The organism is Inquilinus sp. KBS0705, assembly GCA_005938025.2.
Classification (GTDB): domain Bacteria; phylum Bacteroidota; class Bacteroidia; order Sphingobacteriales; family Sphingobacteriaceae; genus Mucilaginibacter.
In genome coordinates this window covers 548,219-560,573 of sequence record VCCI02000001.1, presented here as the reverse complement: position 1 = coordinate 560,573, position 12,355 = coordinate 548,219, and the positions used below count along the sequence as shown (strand labels likewise).

The window sequence follows — 12,355 nt, the reverse complement described above, 5'->3', positions numbered from 1 at the left end:
GCTCAACTATAGCATTACCCATTTGCCATAATTTTGAAAAAATAATTATTGCGGATGAAAGTAGTAGCGTATAGTATAAAACCGTTTGAGAAGAAATTTCTTTCAAAAGCCAATCAAAAAAAGCACGAAATAACCCTGATATCAAACCCGCTAAGTATAGAGACAACTCTATATGCAGAAGGCAAGGATGCGGTTATAGTTTTTACAAACGATGATGTTTCTGCAGGTGTAATTGAAAGATTAGCCGACCTTGGGGTAAAATACATCGCTACTCGCTGTGCCGGTACAGACCATATTGACAGGGACGCCGCCAGCCTCCGCGGTATAAAAGTAGCCAATGTACCCTATTATTCGCCTGAAGCCATTGCCGAGCATGCCGTTGCATTGGCCTTTGCCCTAAACCGCAACCTGATAAAAGCCGACGACCATAGCCACCATTTTAACTTCACTAATAACGGCTTAATGGGTTTTAACTTTTCAGGAAAAACCATTGGCATTATTGGCCTTGGCAATACAGGCCTGGCAACCGCGGCTATTTTTAACGGATTGGGTTGCAGGGTAATTGGCTATGACCTGAATTTCCCTGATCACACCAGTGCTATAGATCAGGTTACCCTTCCTTATTTGTATGCCAACTCAGATGTTATTTCGCTGCATGTGCCTCTAAATGAAGGAACCAGGCATATCATCAATGAATTTACTTTAGCGCAAATGAAAAACGGCGTAATGCTGATCAATACATCGCGCGGAGCGCTCATTAAAACTACAGATGTTATACAGGCTATTTATGCCGGTAAGGTTGGCTATTTAGGGTTAGATGTATATGAGTTTGAAAAGGGCCTGTTCTTTGAAGAGCACAAAAAGGGTACAATAGAAGATCCATTGCTCAAAGAACTGATGCAGTTTGATCATGTAATCATAACCCCGCACCAAGCCTATTTAACTCGCGAAGCCTTGCAAGGCATAGCCGACCAAACTATAAAAAACCTGGACCTGTGGCAGCAAAACAAATGCGTTGGCAAAGCCTGCGCCTGTGCCAAAAGCTGCCAGGTACCAGCGACAGCAAATCATATTTAACTTCGTTATGGATAAGCATCTCACCGAAAAGTACAACGTAGCAGCGCCGCGTTATACCAGCTATCCCACGATGCCTTACTGGGATACTGATAATTTTAGCAACCAGCAATGGCTGCGCTCCGTAAAGGCCTCCTTTTATGAAACAAACGTTGAGGATGGGATAAGTCTCTATATACATTTACCTTTTTGTGAAAGTCTTTGTACGTATTGCGGTTGTAACACCCGCATCACAAAAAACCATCATGTAGAGGAACCCTATATCCATGCTGTTTTGAAAGAATGGCAGATGTACAAGGCTATTATGGAAGATGTACCCGTGATAAGAGAGCTTCATTTGGGGGGCGGCACGCCTACTTTTTTTAGTCCGTATAACCTGCAAAAGTTGATAGCAGGCTTGTTAGATTGGGTAAACATCCACCCTAAAGCCGAATTTAGCTTTGAAGCGCATCCCGGCAACACAACCGAAGCACATTTACAAACGTTGTTTGATCTTGGTTTCAGGCGGTTAAGCCTGGGGATACAGGATTTTGATCCGGCCGTGCAGTTGATCATCAACCGCTACCAAACATTAGAACAGGTGCGTAACGTAACCTACATAGCCCGAAAAATTGGATACACTTCCATAAATTACGACTTAATTTACGGACTGCCTTTGCAAACCACTGATAGCCTGGTAAAAACCATGCACCTAGTGAGCGAATTGGTGCCTGACAGGATAGCTTTTTATAGCTACGCCCACGTGCCCTGGATAAAGCCGGGCCAGCGCAAGTTTACAGAAGCGGATCTGCCGGATGCGCCTACAAAAGCAAAACTTTATGAAATTGGCCGAAGCCTTCTGAAAGACTATGGCTATATAGAAATAGGCATGGACCATTTTGCCCTGCCTGAAGACGAATTAGTGACTGCAGGTTTAGAGGGAACCTTGCATCGTAACTTTATGGGTTATACCCATCAGCATACCCAATTAATGATCGGTCTTGGTGTATCGGCAATTAGCGATAGCTGGTACGGTTTTGCTCAAAATCAGAAAAAACTGGAAGACTATATTAATGATATTGAACTGGAAGAATTCCCTGTTTTTAAGGGGCATATTTTAACGAACGATGACCTTATTATTCGTAAACATGTACTTCAAATTATGTGCACCGGCCAAACTACATGGAACCACCATATTGAATCCTGTGAGGCTTTATTTGCAGGTATTGAACGCCTGGAACCGCTGGCACGGGATGGTATGATCGAACTGTTCTCCTGGGGACTTAAAGTCACTGAAACCGGCAAACGCTTTCTGCGGAATATTTGTATGGCGCTCGATGCCAGGTTGTGGAGCGATAAACCAACTACTCAGCTATTTAGCATGGCTATCTAATAAATAAAAAAGGCTACCCAATTGAGTAGCCTTTTACTTTTGATGTATTTAAACTTACTCACTTGCTATCTGCAGCACTACCCTGCCGGTGACATCTCCCTTACGCATATCATCAAAAATTTTATTAATATTTTCTAATTTGGCGGTGTGAATGTCCGCTTTTACCTTTCCCTCTACTGCAAAAGCAATCGCTTCCTGCATGTCTTTTCGAGTGCCTACTATGGAACCGCGAACGGTATAGCGGTTAAGCACGGTGTCGAATATAGGAAGATCAAAACTGCCCTTTGGTAAACCATTTAAAGCGATGGTGCCTTTGCGGCGCAACATGCCTATCCCCTGCTCAAAAGCAATTGGCGATACCGCAGTAACCAGTACACCATGCATACCACCGGTTGCTTTCTTCAAAACCGCGCCCGGGTTTTCATTTAGGGCATTCACAGTAAGCTCTGCACCCAATTGTTTGGCCAGCGCCAGTTTATCGTCAGCAATATCGACCGCGGCAACGTGCATACCCATTGCTTTGGCATATTGCACAGCCAGGTGGCCTAAACCACCAACACCTGATATGGCCACCCATTCGCCGGGTTTTACTTCTGTTTCTTTCAACCCCTTGTAAACAGTTACACCCGCACAGATGATAGGTGCCATTTCAGCAAAGTTTATTCCCTTAGGGAAATGGGCAACGTAACGTGAATCGGCCACTACATACTCAGCGAAACCGCCGTTAACGCTGTAGCCGCCGTTCTTTTGTTCTTCGCAAAGGGTTTCCCATCCGGTTATACAGAACTCGCAGCAGCCACAGGCGCTGTAAAGCCAGGGCGCGCCAACTATATCGCCAACGGCGACATTTTTTACGCCCGTGCCCAAAGCCACAACATAGCCAATAGCTTCGTGCCCCGGTATTAGTGGCAATTGCGGTTTTACAGGCCAGTCGCCATTTGCGGCATGCAGGTCGGTATGGCAAACGCCACAAGCCACCACTTTTACCAGGATCTGGCTATCGCCCGGGGTTGGCACCGGTACATCTTCTATTATAAGCGGCTGCCCAAATTCATGGATAACAGCGGCTTTCATTGTTTTTGGTATCATAAATTAAAAAGTAAATACAAGGATCATTAATAAATGTGCAAGGATACTGAAGGCAAAAAAGCCAAGCATTACGCGAATACCTGCGCCGCCCATACCTGCTATGATATTTGAAAAGAAAAGGCCTAAAGTTACCGCCAGCACAGCAAGCGGCGCATCAAAATAATAAAGCAAAACAGCCGGAACTGGTAGGAACAATACGCCCTGGGCTATTAAGGATACCATAAACCAAAGGGTACGGTTAGGGGCTTGCTTATCGGCCCAGGTTGTTATTTTGGTTAATAGGTTGTTATTGGTTAAAGAAACTTCGCTCCACTGAGCTGCTGTGTTTGTTAAAGTTGCCATAATGATGTTTTTTATTATGACAAAAGTGGCCTATTACACACTTATAATGAATGATGCCGAAACACCAAAAAGGTGACGCTGATCACATTCTGTAAGAGAGATTAATGGCACACCTCAACGCCCACTTCTTTAACGACTGGGCTTAAATAAGGAATGTTCAAACCCCAACCACGCAAAATAAACCAAAAGCCGAGGCATACCATCAGGTAAGGCATTATCCCATTTATCCGACGGCGTATTAATGGGCTTAGAAAGCCGAAACTAAGCGTAGCGATAAACATAAGTGGGAAAGTGCCCATCCCAAACCAAAACATAAATTGCGCGGCACCCGCAGGCGATGTAGTGTTTAAGGCGCCAAAAAGCGCAACATAAACAAAACCACATGGCAGAAAGCCGTTAAGCATGCCAAGGGCCAGATGGCCGGCTTTACGCTTAACAGCCAAATTGATCAATTTATAAAACCATGGGAAGTAAACATCATAACTTATCTTATTTTTAAACTTAATAAGCCTAACGATGCCAAGAACTACAATAAACATACCACTCAGTATGCTAATGATTTGTTGCATGCCTGAGAGCCAGAATAGCTTACCCAAATAGCCCAAAAGCAAGCCCAAACACGAGTAGGTAATCACCCGCCCAAGGTTATACAACAACTTATCAGTAACTAGTGACCACGCATGCTTTCTATTAGATGGGATGCTGAAAGCCAACGGCCCGCACATCCCAACACAATGCACGCTGCCAAAAAGGCCTATTAAAAATGCAACCTGATTATTTCCCATCGATATATAAATCCTGTTGATATAAATAACCCTTATCACTGCTCTTCCAGTCTATCCGTATGCTCCAACGCCCGGGCGCTAACCTATTTAAGGGTATACGTGCCTGAGTGCCTCCATTTGTATTTAAAGGAAACATCAGGTCTTTACTTTTACCCAAGGGGGTAATCAGCTTTACTTCCCCAACAGCAGGTTGTTTAAATTCAATAGAAATCTCGCCATTTACCTGCTTTATTACCGGCTGTGCATCGTCTGTTGCCACCTGTTTTTCTTTTGCATAGTCCTGATTAAAATTCAAACCCTTCTCGTAATATTGATGATCATAATCATCAGCGGGCATGCTGAACATATAACAACTCATGCTGACTATGAACCCTATAAAAAGCAGCATCACTATAACTAATCCTTTTCCCCAGTTCATATCGTTAATTGTTTATTGGCCCTATAAATGACGTGCTTTCGGTTTCGAGCACTTTATTACCGTTTAATAATTGCAATTTGACAGTTGTTTTTGGCGAATGAATAAAAGCAGCGGGCACCATGACAAAAAACACAACTTTTACCGACCCACCCTTTGCAATAGCCCCCGGCGACTGGATGTATTTTATTTTAATGGCCGGGTCAGTTGCTTTAATGCTTACCAATTTTGTTTCGTTCGATTTATTAATGATCTCGGCGTTATAAATATTGCTGATGTACCCGCCGGGCTGTTCCTGGTAAAGCATGCCTGCGCTACGCATGATAGTGATATCCATATCGCTGCGGCTAAATATAAAATAACTTAATACTCCTATCAGTAATACCATAATCGCACTGTAACCGGCCATCCGCCAGGTAAAAGATGGTTTTTGGTTATTCGTTATCATATTCTCCGAATAGTAACCAATCAGGTTTAAAGGCTTGTTTATCTTGTCCATTACATGGTTACATGCATCTATACAAGCCGTACAGTTAATACATTCTAACTGGGTTCCCTTTCTGATATCTATCCCCGTAGGACAAACGGCCACACACAGGTCGCAATCCACGCAATCACCTTTCAAAATTTGGTCCGCATCTTTTTTCAGCTTACCGCGTGGCTCGCCCCTCACGTCGTCATAAGCAACTACAACGGTATCCTTATCTATCAAAACACCCTGTAAACGGCCGTATGGGCATATCACGGTGCAAACCAACTCGCGTACCTGGCTGTATACCACGTAAAAAACCGCCGTAAATACCCAGATACTAATAAAGCCCACAACATGGGCGGTAACCGGTTGGGTAATGATCTTTATTAAATTTTCGCTTCCGATAACATAGGCCAGGAAGGTGTTGGCGATAAGGAAAGACAGCAAGATAAATATAAAGTGCTTAGCCATCTTTTTTACAATCTTTTCGTTTGTCCATTCGCCCGCATCCAGTATACGACGTTTGTTGGCGTCGCCTTCTATCCAGATCTCTATTTTTCGGAAAACCAGTTCCATAAAAATGGTTTGCGGGCAGATCCATCCACAAAATATCCGCCCGAAAGCAATGGTAAAAAGTGTAACGAAAACGACAAAAACAAGGGTGGCTATCACAAACAGGAAGATATCCTGAGGCCAGAAAACCTGCCCTAATATGACAAACTTGCGTTCGATAACGTTGAGCAGCAAAAACGGCTGCCCGCCTATCCTTAAAAATGGCCCTGCGAAAAAGAAAAGCAGGTACACATAGCTAATCGCCGATCGCCAATGATACAGCTTTCCTTTCCGCAAAGCAGGATACAGCCACCGTCTCTTCTCTTCCACCACTCCACCTATCACTGTATCTATCATAATTAATTAGATGCTAATTTTTCGCCGGGTGCTTTGTCGCCCTGGGGTTCTTTAGCACCCGCCGGATGCGTGCCCTGTATGGATAAAATATAGTTAGACACACTGGCAATTTGCTTTGGTGATAGCTGCTTCTCCCACGTTGGCATCCCTTTGGCAAGCACCCCGTATTTGATGGTTTTAAAAATATCGTTGATCTTATTACCATGCAGCCAATACTCATCCGTTAGGTTAGGGCCAACAACACCCTGGGCATTGTCGCCATGACAAGGCGCGCAGGTTTGTTTGAATACCGTTTTACCTTCGGCTAATAAAGCGGGATCAGTCGTCAGCTTAACCGTATTTTCATCTACCTGGTTAGCAGCTTTGCTCAGGTAGATCTTTTTAGCCACCTCGGCTTGGGCCATTTCCGTTTTATACTCGGCATCCTGTAGCTGGCCAATATCAAACACGTGGTAAACCAATAAATACCCTACCGCGAAAATGATGGTGGAGTAAAATAGCACCATAAACCAAGCCGGCGTTGGGTTATTCAATTCCTGTATACCATCATATTCGTGTTCCATGATCAGGCTCTTTTCTTCTGATAATGGCTTTAAGGATAACAGTTTGTTCCAAACCTCGCCTTTGGGCTTTTTCTCTTTTTTTACCGGCTGTAGTTCCTCTTCAATCTGCTGATTGGTAAACCCCTGCGATTTTAAGATCACACGGGTAAGCACTCTAAAGGTGCGCAACAAAACCAGCATAACGCCTAAAAACAACAGCAGCATGGTTACAATGGCACCATAGCCAATGTAGTTCTTAATATCGTCCGGCACCATGCTGTCGCTCTGCGCAAAGCTTTGCTGCGTTGCAAATACGATTGTTGTGATTATAAAAAGCCGCCTCTTCATTGTAAAATATTTTTTGATGGATCGATCTCGTTATCGCTCAGCGGAAGTTCGCTCATGTGGTCTACATGATTTTGGCCTAACCGCAATAAAATAATAGTGACTACGATAAAAAATACAAGGAATATACCCAGTGAGCTAAGCAGGTAAACCTGGTGCCCGTTTATGTTCTCGGTGAATTGTTTAAACATGGTTTTTATTATTTATTAGCGGTTTTGTTTGCTTTAATATCAGTACCTAACCTTTGCAGGTAAGCTATAATGGCGATGATCTCTTTATCGTTTTTCACTTTTATTTTATCCTTGGCAAGATTGTCTGCAATTCCTTGCGCCTGCTTGTTCAAGTCGGCATTGGCTTTGTTTTCATATCCCGGGGCGTAAGGCACACCCAGCGTACGCATGGCGCTTATTTTAGTCCGTGTAGTGGTCGTATCTAACGTTTGGGTTAGCAGCCAGTCATAATTTGGCATGATACTTCCGGGCGACATCAGCCTTGGGTCCATCATGTGGTTATAATGCCAGGCATTGCCGTATTTTTGCCCTTCACGCGCCAGGTCCGGCCCGGTACGTTTGGATCCCCAAAGGAAGGGGTGATCGTACACAAACTCACCGGCCTTACTGTATTCCCCATAACGCTCCGTCTCTGACCGGAAGGGCCTTACTGTTTGCGAGTGGCAGTTTGAACAGCCTTCGCGGATATAGATATCCCGCCCCTGCAGTTCGAGCGGGGTGTAAGGCTTTACACTGGCAATGGTGGGCACGTTTGAGGAGATGGTCATGGTTGGCATCAGTTCTATCACCGTACCTATCAGGATCACGATCAGCGCCGCAACCATTAGTTGGATGGGCCTGCGTTCGAGCTTACGGTGCCATCCGCTTTCTGTGGCAGCATTCACCGGCTCTAACGGCATAGATTCGGCGGCTTCGTTGGCTACCAGCTTACCCTGCAGCATAGTGCGGGCAAGGTTATAAGCCATCACAATTACACCCAGCAAGTAAAATGTTCCGCCTATAGAGCGCATAACATGCATTGGAATTATGCGCAGCGTGGTTTCCAAAAAGTTGGGATACTTTAGCATCCCTTCAGGGGTGAATTCTTTAAGCATCAATCCCTGGGTAAAACCTGCCCAGTACATCGGTATTGCATAAAACAATATGCCCATCGTACCTATCCAAAAGTGGAAGGCAGCCATCTTGTTTGAGTAAAGCTGTGTTTTATAAATACGTGGTATTACCCAGTATAAAATGGCAAAAGTTAAAAAACCGTTCCAGCCGAGGGCGCCAACGTGTACGTGTGCCACTATCCAATCGGTAAAGTGGGCAAGGCCATTTACCTGTTTAAGAGATAGCATTGGGCCTTCAAAGGTGGCCATGCCGTAGGCGGTTAAGCCAACCACCATAAATTTCAGTACCACATCATCGCGAACTTTGTCCCATGCACCGCGCAGGGTTAACAATCCGTTGATCATACCGCCCCAGCTCGGCGCTATCAGCATAATCGAAAACACAATACCTAACGATTGTGCCCAGCTTGGCAACGTGGTGTATAGCAAATGATGCGGACCAGCCCATATATAAATAAATATCAGCGCCCAAAAATGCAGGATACTCAGTTTATATGAATAAATAGGCCGGTTAGCCATCTTGGGTAAAAAGTAATACATCATACCCAGGTAGGGAGTAGTCAGGAAAAACGCAACCGCATTATGCCCATACCACCATTGTACCAGCGCATCCTGTACGCCGGCATAAACCATATAGCTTTTAAATGCCGATACCGGCAACTCGAAAGAATTTACAATATGCAGTACAGCAATGGTTACAAACGTGGCTATGTAAAACCAAATGGCCACATATAAATGCCGCTCGCGGCGTTTAAAAATGGTGCCAAACATATTGACACCAAAAACCACCCATATTAGGGTAATGGCAATATCAATGGGCCATTCCAGCTCGGCATACTCGTGCGAGGTTGTAAACCCTAAAGGCAGGGTGATAACAGCCGATAAGATGATCAGCTGCCAGCCCCAAAAATGTACGTTGCTTAAAAAGTTGCTGAACATGCGTGCTTTTAAAAGCCGCTGCAAGGAATAGTAAACGCCCATGAATATGGCGTTGCCAACAAACGCGAAGATCACGGCGTTGGTGTGCAGGGGGCGAATACGGCCAAAGGTGGTGTACTGGTTGCCCATATTCATAGTGGGCTTAAATAATTGAATAGCGGCAATAAGGCCAACTGTCATTCCGATAATACCCCATATAATGGTGGCAATACCAAAATTCCGCACTATCTTATTATCATAGTAAAATTTTTCGGGCTGCATATAGTATCTGTTAATTATGTTGTAAAACTATCTTACGCGGGGCAGGCTAAGAATGATGCGGGTTTTGAGAAAATATGATGACCATCACTTTTTATCCTGCAGATCTGCATCGTCATCCAGCAAAATGCGTACAGAAGGTGTGTACAAGTCATCGTTCTGGCCGCTACGCTGCGCCCAAAAAAATGCCATTAAAAATGCGAAAGCTAATAGCACGCTGCATCCTATTAAAAAGTAAATAATATTCATGCCAGGCCCCTCTTTTTGGCTGCTAAATGGGTAGCAATGGTGGTAAAAAAAATGATGGTTGCCGTGCTTAAAGGCATCAGTATGGCTGCGGTAAGCGGCGACAAGTTACCGGTTACCGCATAGCTTAACCCAATTACATTATACGTAACTGAGATGAGGAATGAGCAATGAATAATAGTTACGGTATTTTTTGCAAACTTTAAAAAAGCCGGAAGTTTGTTAAACGAGCGCCCATCCAATATGGCATCGCAACCCGGAGAAAAATTGTTTACGTTATCGGTTACGGCGATACCCAGATCGCTCTGCTTTAGAGCTCCGGCATCATTAAGGCCATCACCTATCATCATCACTTTGTTTTTTAGTTGCTGAAGCAATTGTATAAAGTCCAGTTTATTTTGTGGCGACTGCCTGAATTTCATGTTGTCGGCGCTTTTAAACACAGGCAATAGCGCCTCCCTTTCATGATCGCTATCACCGGAGATAAGGAAGGTGTTACAGGCACCCAACTCATCAGCCATTTCCTTTAATCCTTTACGATAGTTTTGCCTGAAAGAGAAATAGCCCAGGTAAACCCCATTTATCATCAGGTACACGCTTGTTAAGCCATTATCGTTTTCATGACCAAAAATGTATTGTGTGCTGCCTGCTTTAACTTCGTAACTTTCTATCTGCGCGGTGATTCCTTTCCCCGGTATTTCTTTGTATTGGCTTGCTGGTAATTTCTTCACCTGACCCAGGTATTGACATATCATGCGCGATAAAGGGTGCGTTGAGTTTACACAGGCACTATAAATCAATTGTTGTTGAAGAGGCGTTAAATGCCCGGACAGGTTGATATTATTATCTGTTGCCGTGGTGATGGTGCCGGTTTTATCAAAAACAATGGCATTTATCTTTGCCAGCTGCTCAACTACGGCGGTATTTTTCAGATAAAACAGGTTTTTATCAAAAATGCTCAGCGCTTCCGACATTGTGAATGGTGTGCTTAAAGCCAGCGCGCACGGGCATGCCACTATAAGCACAGCAGTAAAGGCCCCCAATCCACGGCTTAAGCTGTTTGGCATCCAAAATATCAGCGAGCCAAACGCTATGATCATTAACGCAATAGTAAAATATTTGCTAACCCTTTCATTAAACGTTTGCATCCGGTTATCCTGTTGGCGCGTAAAAGCTTCGTTATTCCAAAGCTGGGTAAGGTAGCTTTGCGAAACAGGCTTAACTACTTCCAGCTCGATGGCCTCACTGGTCTGCCGGCCGCCAGCATAAACGATCTCGCCAAGTGTTTTATTTATTGGTACCGATTCGCCCGTAACAAAACTAAAATCGATCAGCGCCTCCCCATTCAGCAAGATAGCGTCGGCAGGGATGATCTCGTTATGCCGCAGCGCTATCCGCTGACCGACTTTGAGGTCGGCAAGCGGAACCGGTTTCTCAGCACCATCAATGATCACCTGTACTGCAACCGGGAAAAACGAACGGTAATCGCGCTCGAATGAGATATGATGGTAGGTTTTGCGTTGTACAAACTTACCTACCAACAGGAAAAACACCAACCCGCAAAGCGTATCGGCAAAGCCGGCACCTGCTTTACTGACAATTTCGACTACAGTTCGGATAAATAATACGGCTATCCCCAGGGCCAGGGGAAAATCTATATTTAAAACCTTGTTCTTTACATTTTGCCATGCAGAGACGAAGTATTCCTTGCCGCTGTAAAAAACTACCGGCAACGAAAACAGCACATTCAGCCAGCCGAAAAAGTGCTTAAACGATTGCTCAAAGGATGAAAGCCCCAGATATTCAGGAAAACTGAGCAGCATTACGTTACCAAAGCAGAAACCGGCAACCGCTATACGCTGTACAAGGTTATCTTTATCAATCGCGTTTTGTTTCTTAATAACATCCTGCAGGCTTATTAATGGTTCATAGCCAATATCAAAAAGCAGCTCTACCAATTGTTTTAAGCTTAACCGTTTAGTATCATACCTAATGCTTAGCTGCTTTTTAAGAAAATCTATGCGGCTATAAAGTATTCCAGGGTTGAAATTGTTCAGCTTTTCCAGTAGCCAGATGCAGGAACTACAGTGGATGTGAGGAATATAAAGCGTAACCATCGTTAGGTTCTCGTCGGTATAATCAACCAATTCCTTGACGATGCCCGGCTCATCCAGGTAATCAAAACGCTTATCTGTACGGGTGCGTGTTAAACCCGGATGATCGTTAAAGTTATAATAGCTACACAGGTTATTGGCAGATAGTATATTGTAAACACTTTGGCATCCCTGGCAGCAGAAGGTTTTTTCCTCCACAATATATATGGTGCTTAAACACTCGTCGCCGCAGTGGTAGCAGGTAGTTTGCTCAGTAAAAATACTTTCGGTCATTTGTCGATATTAATACTTCAAAACTCCTTGCTTTTACGCTTATAAATAGTGATGATG

General features: G+C 44.2%; 12 protein-coding genes. 2 read left to right on the top strand and 10 right to left on the bottom strand.

All coding sequences use genetic code 11. The features are described 5' to 3' along the window. The first annotated feature begins 54 nt into the window (after positions 1-54). Together FFF34_002530 and hemN are read left to right on the top strand one after the other, a co-directional pair. On the top strand, positions 55-1,077 hold the full coding sequence (locus FFF34_002530; protein ID TSD66297.1) for a 2-hydroxyacid dehydrogenase: 1,023 nt from the start codon (positions 55-57) through the stop codon (positions 1,075-1,077). Between the two features lie 7 nt (positions 1,078-1,084). Then, the gene (gene hemN, locus FFF34_002525) at positions 1,085-2,446 is read left to right on the top strand and encodes an oxygen-independent coproporphyrinogen III oxidase (protein TSD66296.1); all 1,362 of its coding nucleotides are present in this window, start codon (positions 1,085-1,087) and stop codon (positions 2,444-2,446) included. 54 nt (positions 2,447-2,500) lie between these two features. Here hemN and adhP read toward each other — a convergent pair whose 3' ends face one another. The 10 genes from adhP to FFF34_002475 all read right to left on the bottom strand — a co-directional run bounded on the left by adhP (position 2,501) and on the right by FFF34_002475 (position 12,298). Further along, positions 2,501-3,535 (bottom strand): alcohol dehydrogenase AdhP, encoded by a 1,035-nt coding sequence (adhP, locus tag FFF34_002520; protein TSD66295.1) that lies wholly within the window; start codon positions 3,533-3,535, stop codon positions 2,501-2,503. Positions 3,536-3,538: 3 nt separating this feature from the next. Continuing rightward, a complete protein-coding gene (locus FFF34_002515; protein ID TSD66294.1) occupies positions 3,539-3,877 on the bottom strand; it encodes a hypothetical protein in 339 nt (112 codons plus the stop codon). Positions 3,878-3,978: 101 nt separating this feature from the next. Continuing rightward, positions 3,979-4,662, bottom strand: coding sequence for a sulfite exporter TauE/SafE family protein (locus FFF34_002510; protein TSD66293.1), 684 nt, complete (start codon positions 4,660-4,662; stop codon positions 3,979-3,981). Next, a complete protein-coding gene (locus FFF34_002505) occupies positions 4,652-5,080 on the bottom strand; it encodes a nitrogen fixation protein FixH (GenBank protein TSD66292.1) in 429 nt (142 codons plus the stop codon). The genes FFF34_002510 and FFF34_002505 overlap by 11 nt, the downstream gene beginning before the upstream one ends. A gap of 4 nt (positions 5,081-5,084) precedes the next feature. After that, positions 5,085-6,458, bottom strand: a complete 1,374-nt coding sequence (gene ccoG / locus FFF34_002500) for a cytochrome c oxidase accessory protein CcoG (GenBank protein TSD66291.1) — start codon at positions 6,456-6,458, stop codon at positions 5,085-5,087. 2 nt (positions 6,459-6,460) lie between these two features. Then, complete coding sequence (locus FFF34_002495) at positions 6,461-7,348, bottom strand: c-type cytochrome (protein TSD66290.1); 888 nt, start codon at positions 7,346-7,348, stop codon at positions 6,461-6,463. Then, positions 7,345-7,536, bottom strand: a complete 192-nt coding sequence (locus FFF34_002490) for a hypothetical protein (protein TSD66289.1) — start codon at positions 7,534-7,536, stop codon at positions 7,345-7,347. The genes FFF34_002495 and FFF34_002490 overlap by 4 nt, the downstream gene beginning before the upstream one ends. 8 nt (positions 7,537-7,544) lie before the next feature. Next, positions 7,545-9,668, bottom strand: a complete 2,124-nt coding sequence (gene ccoN / locus FFF34_002485) for a cytochrome-c oxidase, cbb3-type subunit I (GenBank protein TSD66288.1) — start codon at positions 9,666-9,668, stop codon at positions 7,545-7,547. A gap of 84 nt (positions 9,669-9,752) precedes the next feature. After that, positions 9,753-9,914, bottom strand: a complete 162-nt coding sequence (gene ccoS / locus FFF34_002480) for a cbb3-type cytochrome oxidase assembly protein CcoS (protein TSD66287.1) — start codon at positions 9,912-9,914, stop codon at positions 9,753-9,755. Then, on the bottom strand, positions 9,911-12,298 hold the full coding sequence (locus FFF34_002475; GenBank protein TSD66286.1) for an HAD-IC family P-type ATPase: 2,388 nt from the start codon (positions 12,296-12,298) through the stop codon (positions 9,911-9,913). The genes ccoS and FFF34_002475 overlap by 4 nt, the downstream gene beginning before the upstream one ends. Positions 12,299-12,355: the final 57 nt, after the last annotated feature.